10 protein-coding genes are annotated in these 15,859 nt (G+C 65.8%); 6 read left to right on the forward strand and 4 right to left on the reverse strand.

Annotated features, from left to right (window positions below; translation table 11 throughout):
* Window position 1 precedes the first annotated feature (1 nt).
* The 3 genes from ACLBYE_RS01495 to ACLBYE_RS01505 form a co-directional block, all read right to left on the reverse strand.
* The gene (locus ACLBYE_RS01495; protein ID WP_447692741.1) at window positions 2–2,032 is read right to left on the reverse strand and encodes a glycosyltransferase; all 2,031 of its coding nucleotides are present in this window, start codon (window positions 2,030–2,032) and stop codon (window positions 2–4) included.
* A 269-nt stretch (window positions 2,033–2,301) separates the two neighbouring features.
* On the reverse strand, window positions 2,302–3,609 hold the full coding sequence (locus ACLBYE_RS01500; protein ID WP_447692742.1) for a glycosyltransferase: 1,308 nt from the start codon (window positions 3,607–3,609) through the stop codon (window positions 2,302–2,304).
* A complete protein-coding gene (locus ACLBYE_RS01505) occupies window positions 3,606–4,370 on the reverse strand; it encodes an HAD family hydrolase (RefSeq protein ID WP_447692743.1) in 765 nt (254 codons plus the stop codon). Before ACLBYE_RS01505 ends, ACLBYE_RS01500 begins: the two co-directional genes overlap by 4 nt.
* Before the next feature lie 701 nt (window positions 4,371–5,071).
* Here ACLBYE_RS01505 and ACLBYE_RS01510 point away from each other — a divergent pair.
* From ACLBYE_RS01510 to ACLBYE_RS01535, 6 genes are all read left to right on the forward strand, one after another.
* Window positions 5,072–6,094: a glycosyltransferase family 2 protein gene (locus ACLBYE_RS01510; RefSeq protein WP_447692744.1), complete on the forward strand. Its 1,023-nt coding sequence runs from the start codon at window positions 5,072–5,074 to the stop codon at window positions 6,092–6,094.
* 182 nt (window positions 6,095–6,276) lie between these two features.
* Entirely contained in the window at window positions 6,277–7,338 is a 1,062-nt protein-coding gene (locus tag ACLBYE_RS01515) for a glycosyltransferase family 4 protein (RefSeq protein ID WP_447692745.1), read from the forward strand.
* Between the two features lie 244 nt (window positions 7,339–7,582).
* Window positions 7,583–8,998 carry a lipopolysaccharide biosynthesis protein gene (locus ACLBYE_RS01520; protein ID WP_447692746.1) on the forward strand — a complete coding sequence of 472 codons (1,416 nt, stop codon included), beginning with the start codon at window positions 7,583–7,585 and terminating at the stop codon, window positions 8,996–8,998.
* Between the two features lie 279 nt (window positions 8,999–9,277).
* Window positions 9,278–10,648, forward strand: a complete 1,371-nt coding sequence (locus ACLBYE_RS01525) for a polysaccharide biosynthesis/export family protein (protein ID WP_447692747.1) — start codon at window positions 9,278–9,280, stop codon at window positions 10,646–10,648.
* 148 nt (window positions 10,649–10,796) lie between these two features.
* Complete coding sequence (locus ACLBYE_RS01530) at window positions 10,797–12,272, forward strand: hypothetical protein (RefSeq protein ID WP_447692748.1); 1,476 nt, start codon at window positions 10,797–10,799, stop codon at window positions 12,270–12,272.
* A gap of 568 nt (window positions 12,273–12,840) precedes the next feature.
* Window positions 12,841–14,184, forward strand: coding sequence for an NAD(P)-binding protein (locus ACLBYE_RS01535; protein WP_447692749.1), 1,344 nt, complete (start codon window positions 12,841–12,843; stop codon window positions 14,182–14,184).
* A 119-nt stretch (window positions 14,185–14,303) separates the two neighbouring features.
* Here the strand turns inward: ACLBYE_RS01535 and ACLBYE_RS01540 are convergent, their stop codons facing one another.
* Complete coding sequence (locus tag ACLBYE_RS01540) at window positions 14,304–15,449, reverse strand: glycosyltransferase (RefSeq protein ID WP_447692822.1); 1,146 nt, start codon at window positions 15,447–15,449, stop codon at window positions 14,304–14,306.
* Between the last annotated feature and the right edge of the window lie 410 nt (window positions 15,450–15,859).

Genomic DNA, 15,859 nt, shown 5'->3' on the forward strand with positions numbered 1-15,859 from the left:
CTCACGCTTTCCGCCGGATCTTCAGGGCCCGCTCGGGCTCCAGCCGTCCCAGGAGCACGTCCGCGGCGCCGCGCAGATTGCCGCGCAGCCGACCGCGCCGGTCGATGAACGGCTCGGGGGCCGCGAAGCGCGTCACGTTGCTGAGAACGTTGCGGGTAATCTGGCCGAAGACTTGAGACAGGGTCATCGTGCCCTTCCGCAGCATGTATAACGGGTTGACAATCTGCGAATAGCCGAGCCGATCGCCGGAGATGCGGCCGCCTTTCACGCCCATATGGACGCCGCGGGCCTCCATGCATTTGACGAGCCGGCCGCCTCTGGCCGCCAGGGCCGCGCCGAAATCGCGGTCCTCGAGCCAGCCGTACAGGACGAGCCGCTCGTCGAAGCGCAGCGTGCCGATGGCCGAGCGACGGAACGCCATGTTGCAGCCGTACGGGCTGAAGGCCTCGATGGGCGCCGCCGGCTCGACCGGACCCAGCGCGGCGAGCATCCGGTCGACCTCGGTGAAGCGCAGTCCGGGCCCCTTGATGCCGTCCGCGACGACGTCGCCCGTCAGGCCGACGATGTCCGGCTCGTCTTCGAAGCGCTGCGCGGCCGCTTCGAGCCAGCCGGCCTCGGGGACGAAGTCATCGTCGAAGAAGACCACGATATCGATCGCCTCGGGCAGCGCGGCGAGGGCGGCATTTCTCTGAGTGGCGAGGCCGGGACGCCCCGTGACCACCGTCACGCCGGGCCACGCGGCCGCCTCGCCGGCATCGTCCGGGGTGACGCAGGAGATCAGGATGGCGGCGGGCTTCAGGGTCTGCCGATCCAGGATCCGCCGCAGCGTGCCGGTCACCACCGCGGGGCGGCCCAGCGTCGCGATGGCGACGGCGATGCTGGGCGGGATTGGCTGTGCTGCGGGCTGTACTGCGGATCGTGCGGCAGGGCGCGCGGCCGTCCGCACCGTCGGCGCCCGCATGAGATCGAGGTAGCCGTGCGCCGAAGCCTCCCACGAGAAGAGGGCGGCCTGATCGCGACCGCGGCCGATCAGGTCCGATCGCAGGTCCGGGCTCGCGGCCAGGGCGCGGATCTGGTCGAGCCAGCGTTCCGGCCGGTCCGGCGGAGCGAGCAGGGCCGCCGACCCGCAGATCTCCGGCAGACTCGCGCGGTCGGTCGAGACGACGGGGCAGCCGCGTGCCATCGCCTCCAGCGCCGGGAGCCCGAACCCCTCCGTGAGGGAGGGGAAGGCCAGGCACAGGGCGCGCTCCATCAGGTAGGCGAGGTCGTGGTCGGTGACGAAGCCGAGGTGGCGGACATTCTCGCCGCGCCGCAGGTCCTCGGCGGCGTAGATGGTCGCCTGGCCGCCCGCCACCACGAGGTCGAGCCCGAGCTCGCCCAAGGCGGGCGCCAGTCTGAGCAGCAGATCGAGATTCTTGTGGCGGGCGCGGGACCCGAGGGCCAGCACGAAGGGGCGCTCCAGGCCGTCGGCGTCCCGGTCCAGGGCCGCCGGCGCCCGGACGGCCTGTCGCGGATCCCAGGCGTGCACGTGCTCGTGCCCGTTCGGGAGGACGACGATGTCGGAGGCTCTCACCGAGAGATGGTCGGCGATCTGTCCGGCCGAGAAGCTGGAGACGGTGGCGATCCGCGCGGCACGGCGGGCCAGAAGCGGCTGGAGCGTCCTGTAGAAGGTCCGGAACGACGCGCTGTAGCTCTCCGGCGCGTTGAACACGTTCGCGTCGTGGATGCAGACGACCTGATCGGCCTTCAGCGCGGGGGCGGTGTTGCAGAGGTTGAGCAATCGGCCGGGCCAGGCGCGCGGCAGGACGAACTGCTCCCAGGCATGCCCACCCGCCGGTCCGACGGTGCGGAGCGGCGTGCCTGCGAGACGGGGATCCTCCGCGTCCGGCACGGACAGCAAGGGGGCACTCTCGCCCCGAGCGGCCAGGACCGCGCTCATCGCCCGGGTGACGTTCATCGCGTAGCGCTGAACCCCGGTCATCGGCTGGGTGAGGAACCGACCGTTGATTCCGAACGATCCGACTGCCGTCATACTGTCACTCTACTCCTGTTGGAGCCCCGATTCGCGGATCGAATACGAGAACAAGAGTGTTTCACCTTTCGCGTGAGCGGCGCGGTCGGACCCGCGATCCCGGGAGCCGGGATCGCGCATGACCCCACGCGTGCGCAGAATTCACGTACGTAATATAGGCAAAAATCCGGGACGCTAATTATTTTATAGGCAGCATTCTGATTCTCGACAGGAAAATCCAAGTGCAGTAGCCGAGGCCAGAACGCTGCATTCGACGACACGAAGAGACCTCAGTTCGCGCCAGAGGCCTGCCGGCGCCACAGGGGCGGCTCCGCGCGCGCCTCGGGCGCGGGCTCGCGGCGGCGGACGAGACGGGACGTGGCCTCCCTTCGAAGGGCGCGACCCGCGTAGACGGCCTCGATCACGGGAAGCAGGAACCGGCCGGCCCGCGGGAAGAAGCGGAGAAGCGCGCCCTCGCGCCAGAGACTGTCGCGGATCTGCTGCGCGGGTCGGGCCGGCCGCGGTGCGGCGTACTGCGCGCTCAACTCGACGCGTCCGAAATCGCGGGATCTGCCGCCGAGACTCAGGGTCGAGACGGTCCGGTCATCCGGCCAGATGATTGCCTTCTTCAGGGCCGCCCACGCCCGCGCCGCGTCGTCCGGGATCGCCGCGACGCTCTCGGAGCGAAGATCGTCGATGTGGGCCAGGACGCCGGTGAAGAGGTCCGGCCGCGTCGATGCGATCCGCGCCTCCCAGCCGTCGTCCTGAAGATTGGCCCGCGGCGGCGATCCCGGAACGGCCTGGGCGAAGGTGCGGACGCTCGGCAGGTCCGGTTCCAGGCAGGCCTCGATCAGGTGCCAGAAGCGCAGCACCGACGTGCGCGCGTCCCAGGGCTTGTACCAGTCGCTCTCGACACTCAGGCCGAACGTGCGGCGGAAATGCGGTGTGGCGAGGCGCTTGTAATTGGAGCGGGCGAGCTGGAGCCCTGACCACGTCCGCTCCGGCAGGCCCTCCTGAAGCATGCGGACCGTGCTGCCGTAGAGCCCGGTATCGACCAGCACGCAGTGGCGCGCCGGGCCCGCGCAGGCCTCGAGATGCGCGCGGAAACGGGCATCCTGTTGGGCGACCGCGGCATGAAGGCGGGCCACGCCGGGCTGGCTGCCGGACAGCAGCGCGGTGAATGCCCCCTCCTCGAAGGGCTCATCCCAGGACGCCGGAAGGGCCAGATCGTCGCGTTGCGCCAGCGCCGCCGCGATCTCCGCCATCGACCGGCCGCTGAACTCCCGACCGAGTTCGGAGAGCATGCCGGGGCTCGGCGGATCGAAGGCGGTGCGGGCGGCCACGAGGCGCGAGACCATCAGGGCCGCGCGCGGGAGATTCGGCGGCAGGCCGGTTCGCTGGAGGAAGCGCTCGTAGACGAGTTGCAGGCGCAGGCCACCCCGGGCGCAGAACAGGAGGACGGTCCTGTCCGGCGCGAGGAAGCGTTCCGCGAGCCAGAGGCGTAGGCAGAACTCGGCGAGGATCGGGCCCAGCACGCGCTGGCCGAACGCGACCGCGTCGTCGCCCGCGGGGCCGCGTGCGGCGTCGGTCGCGCTCACGGCCCGATCCTCCTGGCCCCGCTCCGGGCGGCACCGATCCAGTGCCGGTGCATCACGCGAGCGCGGACGGCATCGAGACGGCGACGCAGCACCACGCGGCGCGGCCGGAGCAGTTGTGCCGTCCTCAGGCCCGCGGCGGCGGCCATCGTCACGTCCGCCAGCGTGTCATCGCCGAGGTGGAGGATCTCGGCGGGGGGCACTTTCTCGCTCCGGAGAACGACGTCGAAGAGCGCCCGTGTCCGCTTGGTCGCGTCGTGGTCGGCACTGGTGTAGATGCGCGCGATGGGATGGTCGGGAGCCAGCGCGTTCAGCAGATGCGCGATCGTCTCGCCGCGGTGGTACGTATCGCTCACCGCGATGATCCTGCCCCCGGCCCGCGCCCGGCCCCTCAGCCACGTCATCAACCGGGTGTTCGCGCGCAACTGGGCGCGTTCGACCGTGATCTCGGCCCGATACAGGATATCCGCGGCCCGATCATCGAGACCGAGGACGCGCGTCATCGCGGCGAGCATGTCGGCGAAGCGCACGTCGCCCGAGGGATTGGCCAAGTCGAGCGCCCGGTAGGCCGCTCGCTGCACCTCCAGGCGCGCGGCGTAGATCGCGCCCGGACGGCGCGCCACGCCGTGCTCCGCCGCGAGCAGCTGCGACGCGACGGCCGCGATCTCGTGGAAGCGGCAGCGCTCGGACCGGTGATCGCGCAGGAGCAGCGTGTCGAAGACGTCGCAGGATACGATACGGGCTGCCGTCTCGGGAAGGTGCATGATGGCTAGATCTCTCCCGATCGATTGCGATCGAACCTGATGTCTGCCCGCCGGGCCGCGTCCAGCGGACCCCTTCTGCAATCACGGTGCCGTGACGGCACCGCACTGCGGGCGATGTCCATACGCCAACGAGTATAGCAACAATCTGTCCCATTCGACATCAATGAAGGCGTGATGCTACGGCCATAAGCATTGACGAGGCGGCCGCACTCCTCCGAAAAGGCGGGTTGATCGGCCCGACCGAGGGGGAATCTCCGGAAAAAGGGCCCTTACGGAGCTCGGGGGCGCCCAACAAGACCGCCGTTCGGTGTAGGTCCGGGGAGCAGAGGTACGACCGCTCGCGCTGGGGAGGGGGCGGCGCCGTCGGCCGCGACGGATCGACCGACAGGCTCAACGTGCCTGGATGTCACCTTGATCTCGCGCCTCATGCGGGGCTCAACACGTCCCCAGATCCCCGATTCAGGCCGGAAGGTGACGATCATCGATCGATTCCCGATCACGGAGTGTTGATTTTTGTCTCCGAGCCAACGTGAAGTGCGCAGGGCGTCAGCCATTAAATTAGCAATTGGACTTGGATTTTTGCTGCGACTTCAGGTGTCAATTGTGGATTTCGGCGGGATACCGTGCTAGCGACATCCTGTCGGGCGCTCGAGACCGTGAGATACGGGCGCGCTGAACGACGAGCGTGAAAGACATTTGTCGTGGTCACGGATCCCAAGCTCGCAGTCATCATTACCTGTTACAACTACGAAAATTTTGTCGGTCGAGCAATTCAGAGCGTTGTTGGGCAGGGCAATGACTCTTGTGAGATCGTCGTGATCGACGATGGATCGACGGATGACTCGTGGTCGATTATCCAGCGGTCCGGTGTCGCGGCGTTCCGGATCCCGAACGGGGGTCAGAGGGCGGCTTGCCTGTACGGATTGTCCAAGACCCGGGCTCCGTTTCTGCTGTTTCTCGACGCGGACGACGAGCTTCTGCCGGGTGCTGTCGACCGTATTCTCGCGGAACTCGCTCCGACCGTCGCCAAACTTCAGTTCTGTCTGAGATGCGTCGACTCGACAGGGGCAATCCTGGTGGACCCTTACCCCGCTCTCGACGCGTTCCGTGGGCAGGACGGGACTGTCAACGACATCCTGCGCTCGGGCGTCTACCAGACGCCGCCCACGTCCGGGAATGTTTTCCGCCGCGATGTCTGCGATCTGCTGCATCAATGCGAGTACGACCAAGCTGTCGACGGCGTGATCCTATTGGCCGCACCGTTCATGGGCGAGATCGTCAGCCTTTCCGAGAGTCTCGGGCTCTACCGTGTCCATGGCCGGAATGACTCGGGTCTGGGCCGTGTCCCGCAGGCTGCCACCTTCGAGCGGGACCTCCAGCGCTTCCAGTCGCGGTCGAGGCATCTGCGAAATCTTCTCCGCAATTGGCGTCCCGGAGTCTCGCTCATCGAGCCGGAGAAGACTTACTATTTTCAGTTCCTCGAGTTCTGCACGGCGATTCTTCGAGGCGTCCGGTACGGTGGCAGGCCGTTCCTGGGGTTGATCAGATCTGTCCTGACCGAGCCGCGTTCACTGAAGTGGAGGGTGGCGAACGCGCTCTTCCTAGTCGCGATATTTCTCGCGCCCGCTCGCTGCGCGCAAGCATTGCTCGCCTTCCGCTTCTCGTTCAAGCGCCGACCGAGCCGACAGATCCTGCGCGCCAAGATCGGTGCTGGGCATTGTTGAAAAACAGTAGTGCGCCGGATTTTTCTGTTGCGCCGGCTCGCGTTTCTACACCTAGATGCCTCCGGAGCATGTGGCGGCTCTCCTGTTCGGCCAGGGTCATATCACCCGCCCAATCAGCGCCGCGGCTTGCATGGAGTCCAGCGCAGGCCGGGGCTCGGATCCGATACGAGCGCTCGTAAATCATGCGTATTCTCCATCTGCTGAATCACACGCGCCGACTGAACGGCCATGTCCACGCGGCCGTCGACCTCGCGTGCCAACAGGCGCAGGCCGGACACCGGGTCGCGATTGCCAGTCAGGGTGGGGATTTCGATGCTCTGCTCCGATCCAACGGCGTCGAGTCGATCTTCGCGAGCCACGCGCGCACGCCGGCCCGGATCCTGACGTCGTTCCTCGGATGTGGCGGCGTGCTCCGCCGTTGGCGTCCCGATGTCGTCCACGCCCATATGATGACCAGCGCCGTGCTGGCTTGGCCGACCTGCAAGCTGCTGCGCGTTCCCCTCGTGACGACCGTCCACAATGAGTTCGAGAAGGGTGCCGTCCTCATGGGCCTTGGGACCAGGGTCATCGCTGTGAGCGGCGCGGTCGCCGCGTCGATGCGGAAGCGCGGCATCGCGGCATCGCGCATCGACGTCGTGCTCAACGGGACCATCGGCTCAGCCCGCATGCGCGGTCGGTCGGAGGAGCCGCAGAATCTGGATCATCCCGCCATCGTCTTCGTCGGAGGCCTGCATCCCCGGAAGGGATTGCCCGATCTGTTGCAGGCCTTCGACAAGGCGTTCCCCCACAATCGCGCCATGCGGCTCTACGTCGTCGGCGGCGGTCCTCACCGGGACGCCTACGAGCAGACCGCGCGCACGCTGGCCTGCGCGGATGCCATTACCTTCGCCGGGCCGCGGGACGATCCGTACCGCTGGATGCTGGGCGCCGACATCTTCGTGCTCCCGTCCCACGCCGATCCGGCACCGCTCGTGCTCTCCGAAGCCCGGGAGGCGGGCTGCGCTATCGTCGGCACCGACGTCGACGGGATTCCCGAGCTGCTCGACGGGGGAAGGGCGGGCGTTCTGGTCCCGGCAAACGATCCGGACAAGCTTGCGCAGGCGCTGATCACGCTCACGACCGATCCGGGCGCGCTGGGCGCTTGGAGAGCGAAGAGCCAGATCAACCTGGATCACCTGCGGATCGCACGGGTGGCCGACGAGACCTTGACCGTCTATCGGCGCGCTGCCGGCCTCGCGGGGTGAGGCGCGTCGCGGTGCGCGGAAGCCGGACGCGGCTCCCACAACCCACCGCGGGCGCGGCTCGATCGCAAGCTGACCAAATTAGCTAGATTGATGCCGCCGCCGGATGCTGGTTCAGGACTGCCTTGCAGAGCGTGTGAGGATCGGAATCGCCATGTTGCTCAGATCCGGATCCATGTCGTGACCACGAGGCGCGACGTCGTTCCGGGCCGGTGTGGCGCCGGTCAGTCCTCCGTGGGACACGTTCATGCTCGCCTCTAAGACGCTGCGGGGCGCCGGATGGAGTGTCGCCGCGCGGATCTCCGCGCGCGCGATCGATCTCGGCACGCTGCTCGTCCTCGCACGGATCCTGTCGCCCGCCGATTTCGGCCTGACGGCCATCGCCGCGTCCCTGATCTCGATCGTCGAGATGATCCTCGAGATCCCGCTGGTTCAGGCCCTGTTGCGTCTGCAGAAGATCGAGAAATCGCATCTGGATACCGCATTCACGCTGGGCCTTATCCGGGGCGGGGTCATCGCCGTTCTGATGATGGCCGCCGCTTGGCCGGTCGCCCACATCTACGACGACGTCCGACTGATCCCCATCACGCTCGCGCTCGCGTCGGCCCCGATCGCGCGAAGCCTCTACAGCCCGGCCATGGTACACCTGTTCCGCAAGATCGATTTCCGTGCGTCGTTTCTAGCGGATTTTTCCGGCAAAGTGGCCGCGGCCCTGATCTCGATCGGGTCTCTCTACTTGGGAGCCGGCTACTGGGCCCTGGTGATCAATCCGGCCGCATCCTCGATCCTGCCGACCATCCTGTCCTACGTGCTCGCGCCTTACCGCCCGAGGCTCTCCCTGGCGCGGCTGAGTGCCTTCTCGGCGTTCACAGGCTGGTTCACATCCTCTCAGATCCTCGCTGCCTTCAGTTGGCAGTTCGATCGCATGTTCCTCGGCTACCACGTCGACAAGGCCGTACTCGGCCGCTACGGCGTCGCGAGCGATTTCTCCGTCCTCCCGACCCAGAGCGTCATCGGTCCGGCTATGCGGCCGGTCATGGCCGCGTTCGCGACGATGACCGATGACCGCCTCCGCTTACGGGCCGCCTTCCTGAAGGCGGCTCGACTCACGATGATCATCGCGCTCCCGGCCGGCGTGGGCATTGCACTGACCGCCGACCAGATCGTGAGCGTCATCCTCGGTGCGCAATGGATTTCCGCGGCGCCCTATCTGCGATGGCTGTCGCTGGCCATCATGTTCACGGCCTATTATCAACCGGTCTCGACGCTCTGCCTCGCGATGGACAAGCCGAACGTGATGCTCAAGATCACGCTCCTCGAGTCGGTGGTGAAGGTCTCGAGCATGGCGATAGGATTCTATATCGGCGGCGTGATGATGATGATCTACGCGCGCCTCGTCACGGCCCTGTTTCACTTCCTGATCAGCGCGATCTACGCGCGGCGTCTCGTCGGCGCGGGTGTGGTGAGACAGCTCCGCAATCTCTGGCAGATTGGCCTCTCCTGCACGGTGATGGCGGCGGCCGTTCTCGCACTGCAGACGGTCTTGAGCCGCGCCGATATCGGGTTGATCGGCCTACTGATCGCCACGGTCTTCAGCGGCGCGGCGGCCTACAGCGTGAGCATGCTCCTGCTCGGGTTTCGCCTGCAGACCCTGCGTCCTTGAGGCCGATCTCGAAGTGCTGGCCGACGAATAACGATGAGCGCAGCAGTGTGATCCGTCTGATACATGAGACCGCCTGCGCTGAACTTGAGGCGGACCGCGCTCCGATGTCTCGGTAGGGGGGCGGCCGCGCGGCAGATCTGAGATCTATAAATCTTGGCCAAGCTGGCTGCGTCTGCTACGATTAAATGCGGCTCTCGGGACTCTGTGGTACAGATACCGTGGGCAGATCGCGACGCGCAAATTTGTACTCAAGATTCGGATCTGGTCGAGGAGAATTTGATGCGTCTGCGTCTGCGTCTGCGTCTCGTTGCGGCGGCCTGTGTTTTGCTGTTCGGCAGCCCGCTCGCGCATGCGGTTGCCGACGAGGCCGGTCGATACGTGCTCGGCCCCCAGGATCATCTGACGATCCGCGTCTACGATCTGCGTCGCAACACCGGCGAAGCGTACTCGTGGACGGCACTGAACGGTCAGTTCGTCGTGGCGGCGGACGGAACAGTGTCCATGCCGCTGATCGGCCAGATCAAGGCCGCGGGCGGCACGCCGATCGACCTCGCGAACGCCATCGGTGTCGCGCTGAAGCAGGTCGCCGATCTCGCAGAGAAGCCAGCGGCTTCCGTCGAGGTCGCGACCTACCGTCCATTCTACATCATCGGCGCGGTCCAGCAGCCCGGCAAGTACGAGTATCAACCTGGCTTGACCGTACTGCAGGCCGTGAGCACGGCTCAGGGCCTGATGCGCGGCACTGACCCGCGCGGCATCCAGCGCGACGCGGTCACGTCGCGCGGCGAGTTGCGAAACTTGGCCGCGGAGCGGGTCGCTCTGGCCGCCAAGCTGGCCCGTCTGGAGGCGGAGATCGGGGGCGCGGAGACGATCGCGTTCGGGAGCGATGTCAAAGGCACAGTGGACAAGACGTATGCGGAGCAGGCCGTTCGCGGTGAACAACTCCTGTTCGATACGCGTCGGAACGCGCTGAAGGCCGAGATCAAGGCGATTGAACAGTCGATTATCAGCTTCCAGAATGAAATGAGTACACTCGATAATAAGTCCAAGACGCTGGACCGCCAGATCGAGCTCAGCCGCGGCGAACTCGGCCTCATCAACGATCTGGTCTCGAAAGGACTCACGATTGCGCCGCGGAAGCTCGCTGCCGAGCAGAGTCAGGCCTCGTTCGAGAGCAGCCGGCTCGACGTGCAGGTTGCCATGCTGCGCGCTCAGCAAAGCCTCACACGCGCCGAGCGCGACATGATCGACCTCAAGGCCCGTTTTCGCCGGGAAGCGCTGTCGGAGGCTGCAGATGTCCGTCAGAAGCTCGCGTCGATCGACGAGAAGACGCGCACGGCCGAGCGTCTCTCGGCCGATGCCGAGTCCCAGATGGTCGGCAACACCGATGACGCGTCCGAAACCCTGAGCGCGCGCTACGAGATTACCCGGAAGCAGGGGGTGAAGGCGGGCACATGGCTCGCCTCGGAGGAGGCCGTCGTCGAGCCCGGCGACGTCGTGCGCGTGACGCTCGTGCGTCAGCCGGCCGACAGATCCGGTGAGACGAGGCAGTCTCCGACGCAGCGCCCCGGATCGGCGGACACTCCGGTGAGCCGCGGTCCGGCCGCGTCGGATGGCCCGCACCGGCCGACCGACAGCGCCAAACGCTGAGTTCGCCCGTGCGGGCGCGTCGCATCGATCCGGGCGGCGGTCGGGCACGTTGTCGCTCGACACAGGCCCGGCATGATCGTCTGGCCGGCGATGCGTGGCCTGAGCGCCGATACCGATCCGCCGCCGATCATGCCTGGACCAGCCCGACATGAGCTTCGAACCGATCGGTGCCATCACGGTCGTCGTGGGCCTGTTCTGTCTGCTGTTCGGCCGGGAATCGGTCGTGATCGCGTTCGTGGTCTTCTGCAATCTGGGATCGGCCGCGGCACTTCTGCTGGGCGGCGCCAATGTACAGCCGGCGCATCTCTTCCTCCTGTTCCTGATGATCGCGACACTGTTCCATCGCAACATCTCGACACGGGTTCTGAGTTCGTTCCGCCTGCCTGAACCGGGTTTCTGGCTTCTCTGTCTCACTCTCTACGGGGTGGCGAGCAGCTACATCCTGCCGCGGCTCTTCGCGGGTGAGACCTATATCGTGCCGCTGGGAACGTCGTCACACCTGATCACGAGCGACGGTGTCGTTCCCCTGGGACCAGTATCCAGCAATTTCACGCAGCCGATCTATCTCATCGGTGATCTGGCCTGTTTCAGTATCATCACCGCGTTCGGTTCCACGAGAAACGGGCTCGAGACGCTCGCGAAGGCGCTCATCCTCTACGCGGCCGCCAACATATGCTTCGGCATCATCGACGTGCTGACCGCGGCCACGGGCACTCAGGAAGCCCTGCAATTCATTCGCAACGCTCAGTACACGTTCCACGATGAGGAGAGTGTCGGCAGTATGCGGCGGATCATCGGAGCTTGGCCGGAAGCGTCCGCCTTCGCGGGAATGACACTGGGAAGTTGCGGGTTCACCGGCATGCTCTGGCTCTGCGGCCGCAAGCCCTCGGTCACGGGACCCCTGGCTCTGATTTCGCTGCTGTTCGTGATCCTGTCGACATCCTCGACCGGTCTGGTCGGCGCCGGGGTGGTGATTGCCCTCCTCTACATGATCGCGCTGCTGCGGTGCAGCACGCATCGGCAGGACCGTTTCAGTGCCGGGCTGGTGGTCGCAGGGCCACTGGTGTTCTGCGTCCTCGTGCTTCTGGCCCTCTCCGTCAGCGGAGTAGCAGAGCACGTCTACGATTACGTCGATACGCTTGTCCTGAGCAAAGCCGAGACAAGTTCGGGTGTTCAGCGCTCAGCCTGGAACGCCTACGCTTGGAGGAACTTCGTCGACTCCAACGGCTTGGGCGTCGGCCTCGGGACCAATCGCACGTCGAGCTTTCCCCTCGCCGTGCTGTCGAATGTCGGGATACCCGGCGCCGTCTTCTACGCGCTGTTCCTGGCTTCGGTGTTCGGCTTCCGGCGCGGGGCGCCGCGCACCTACGCGAGCGATATCCGTGCTGCCGGCCGCGTCGCCTGCCTCTGCCTGCTCTCCGGCAGCATCATCGCAGGTCCGACGGTCGATCAGGGCTTGATGTTCTATATCTTCGCTGCCACCGCGTGCGCCTATCCCGCGAGTCAGGCGGTCAGCCGTATCGGTGTTTCCGAGGCCCCGATCGAGCCGGCCGCAGCCGCGATACGGTCGCGGTTCGCTGAACCAGCTTGCCAGTCGGCCCAGAACGCATCACTCGGCACGTGAGGGCGGCCCTGGATGCCGAGGACTCGGCCCGGCGACGGGGCGTTGCTGCCGTCCGACACCGGAGGCTGCTGTTCCGCGCGCCGCTCTGGGCGAAAACCGCGGTCCGCGCCATCGCGCCGCGACAACCGTGCGAGCGGTGCGGAAATGGCCCCGGGGTCCGCAGGGAGCGCTCGAGATATGCTGGGGTGCATCCGTTGCATCGAAGCCATTGATCAAATGGTTCATAGGCATCTGCCGTTTTCATTGTTGACTTTACCCTGCTGAAGGGCTGCCATTGCTGCCTCTGTCAGCCGAATGGCTGGAAGCTCCTGTCTGCCGGTTCAAGGCGTGTTGCAGTTGCGTAGTTCGACCGTCAGGCGATGTTTCGGTCCGCGTGCCATAGTGTATTTACAAAGTCTGCTCAGTTAATGATAGTAGTGACTGGGTTCCGCACGGAGCCTGTGGTATCGATCCGAAAACTCCGATGAGATTCGAGTGTCGGCGATGATCACCGTGCTCCGCGCGGCCGACCATCATGCTCCGGCATCGTCCTCCCTCGCCTGACGCCGTGGCCGATGCAAAGCGAATCATGACCGATTCTTCAGCCTTCGATCGTCATGGGCACTCGGAAGACGAGATTTTCGATGCGATCGTATTAGGGGCCGGTATTACAGGGCTCGTATCAGCATCGATTCTTCACGATCTCGGCTGCCGAAAGATCGCCGTCATCGACGAATTCGAAAATATCGGCGGCAATCATATCGATCGTTCCATCAACGGATACACCTTCGACATTGGAAGTCTAATATTTCAAGACGATTCGCCGCTGCTGAAGTATTTTCCGGAGTTGTTGGAACATTACGTTCCGATCAAGCCGACGTGGGGAAAGCTGACACCCCAGGCGTTGGTCACCTCGTACCCGCTGTCGATCCGGGACGACATCGTCCGGGCCGGTCCATGGGGCATCTTCAGGATCGTGCTGTCGGCCGCTTTCTCGCGCGTGGCGCGGCGCAGAATCGGGAACGCGCGGGAGTTCGCTCGCTACTGGATCGGTGATTATCTGCTCAGAAGGTCCGGCCTCGAGAGCTACATGAAGCGGTTCTTCGGCGTTCCGGCCGACTGGGTCGATCTGGAATTTGCCGAGAAGCGGATGCTCTGGATCAAGGAGCACGCCAGCCCGCGCGTCTTGTTGCGCTATGTCCGCCGGCATCGCGCGCCGGGGCCGACCAACAGGCAGTTGGCGCGACCCCGCGAAGGCTTCAACGCCCTCTACGAAGTGGCCGCCCGGACACTGCGGCAGCGCGGTTCGGTCTTTCATCTGGGCGAGGGGATCGAATCGATCACACGGCGCGAGACGCAATTCGATGTCCGCACCGGTGGCCGCCGTTTGACCGCCCCGCGACTCATCTCGACGATCCCCATTGCGCGGGCGTTGACCCTCTGCGGAGTCCGAGAGGATCCCGGTCTCGCGTCGGTAACGCTGATCAGCCTGTATTTCAGCTTCGACGGGAATCGCGGCTTCGACTGTTCGATCCTCTACAACTTCGCGCATGACGGCGCTTGGAAGCGGCTCACGATGTACTCCGATTTCTACGGTCGTGTGGAAGGGCGCGAGTATTTTGGAGTCGAGGTCATCGCCGGCCACGCGAACGATTCCGTGACGATCGCCGAGCAGGATTTTCGGGCGCATGTCGCCAAGAACGAACTCTTCGCCGGGGATCTGGTTTGCGAAGGCAGCCAAGTGGTGCCCTGTGCCTATCCCATCTACACCGGGCAGGCCCATCAGCGGGTGTCGCGCGCGCTCGCCCAGCTCGCCGACTTCGGGATCGAGTCGTTCGGACGACAGGGCGGTTTCGACTACCAGCCGACGGCCCGTGTTTCGACGCTCAACGCGGCGGCTCACCTGATGCCGACCAGGACATCGGACGCTTAGTCGAGTCGATTCGGCCGGCGGGCGCCGCGCGTCGCCCCCTGAGACCGGGGCCACCCACGCGTCGGTCCTGACCTCGGCGGTTCAGCGAGGAGGCCGGTCCCGCCGGCGCGGCGGCCGTCTCACTGGACCAGATAGGCGCGGCTCGGCTCACGCGGGGGACGAGGGGCCGCCGAGCGCTCGCGCGCGAGGACCCCGTCGACGAAACGGCTGATCTCGTCCGCGAAGCGCCCGACACCGAAGTCGGCTGCGCGGCGGACGAGGCGCTCCGGCTCCACCCCGATCGCCCGACAGCGCTGGACGGCATCGATCAGCGCGTCGACGGATTGCTCGTAGAAGAAGGTGCCGGTCACGCCATCGATGACCGTCTCGGTGACACCGCCCTTGCCGAACGCGACGACCGGCCGTCCGCTCGCCATGGCCTCGACCGGGACGATGCCGAAATCCTCTTCTCCGGGGAAGATCAGGGCTTGGCACCGTGCGTAGTGGTGTTTCAAGACCTCGAAGGGCTGCGGACCGAGGATCTTGATGTGGGGACCGGCCATGCTGCGCAGCTCACGCAGCATCTCGCCGCCGCCGATCACGACGAGCGGCTGCCCCAACCGGTTGAAGGCCTGGATCGCCAGTTCCGGCCGCTTGTAGCGGACCATTTCGCCGACCATCAGATGGTAGTCACCGCGCTGGCCATCCGGAGCGATCTCGAAGGCCGCGGTATCCACGGGCGGGTGGATGACCTTGGCTCGGCGCCGGTAGTAGGTCTCGATGCGTCGCGCGACCGTGTCCGAGTTGGCGATGAACTCGTGGACCCGGCCCGCCGAGACCGCGTCCCAGTTGCGCACGTAATGGGCGACCGGCGGCATCAGCAGGCGCGTGAGCAGCCCCGTCCGCTCGCGATAATCGTGGTACATGTTCCAGACGTACCGCATCGGTGAGTGACAGTAACAGATATGGAGCGCGTCGGATGGCGGAATGATCCCCTTCGCCGGACCCGATTCGCTGCTGATGATCAGATCGTATCCCCGCAGATCGAGCTGCTCGAGGGCCATCGGCATCAGGGGTAGATAGGATTTGTATCGGCTGGTCGCGAACGGCAATCGGCCGATGAACGAGGTCCTGACCCGGTGCGCCCTGATGGTCGGCGACATGGATTGCGGGGCGTAGGCGTGCGTGAAGATGTCGGCTTCCGGATAGAGGTCGCAGAGCGCCTCGACGACCTTCTCGCCGCCGCGCATCCCGATGAGCCAGTAATGGACGATCGCGACTCTCATCGCTCGGATCCCGCTTCCCCGATCGTCGCGCATCTCTCACCGAGGCGCCCGGTGGATGTCCGATCGGTCGCTGGCAGGCAGCTGCTCCACAGGCAAGGGACCATGATTGCGCTATTCTCAGTCTTGATCGGAAACGTGCGCCGTCGGCTGGACCTGTGTGGTTCGAGCCTCGGGAGCCGCGGGGATTGACGACTTTCAGACAGGATCGACGGGTCTCACGCCATCCGCCGCGGATGGACGTTGCAGGCAGGGCTGGCCGACCTGGCGGGTATGCTCCGGGGCCGCATCAGGCTCTGCGCTCCCACCAGTCGGCCGAACAGGCGCAGACCACCCGGCGTGCCGCGCCACCCGGCACTCTGTTCTCTCCCGGCGCGTGCATCATGAGTGGCCCCGATCCGTACTGGCTCCGG

Source organism: Methylobacterium sp. A52T (assembly GCF_053346095.1).

Coding starts and splice junctions, on each gene's coding strand:
- ACLBYE_RS01520 (WP_447692746.1), top strand. CDS start 7,583: ATGCTCGCCTCTAAGACGCTGCGGGGCGCCGGATGGAGTGTCGCCGCG.
- ACLBYE_RS01535 (WP_447692749.1), top strand. CDS start 12,841: ATGACCGATTCTTCAGCCTTCGATCGTCATGGGCACTCGGAAGACGAG.
- ACLBYE_RS01525 (WP_447692747.1), top strand. CDS start 9,278: ATGCGTCTGCGTCTGCGTCTGCGTCTCGTTGCGGCGGCCTGTGTTTTG.
- ACLBYE_RS01540 (WP_447692822.1), bottom strand. CDS start 15,449: ATGAGAGTCGCGATCGTCCATTACTGGCTCATCGGGATGCGCGGCGGC.
- ACLBYE_RS01505 (WP_447692743.1), bottom strand. CDS start 4,370: ATGCACCTTCCCGAGACGGCAGCCCGTATCGTATCCTGCGACGTCTTC.
- ACLBYE_RS01515 (WP_447692745.1), top strand. CDS start 6,277: ATGCGTATTCTCCATCTGCTGAATCACACGCGCCGACTGAACGGCCAT.
- ACLBYE_RS01530 (WP_447692748.1), top strand. CDS start 10,797: ATGAGCTTCGAACCGATCGGTGCCATCACGGTCGTCGTGGGCCTGTTC.
- ACLBYE_RS01495 (WP_447692741.1), bottom strand. CDS start 2,032: ATGACGGCAGTCGGATCGTTCGGAATCAACGGTCGGTTCCTCACCCAG.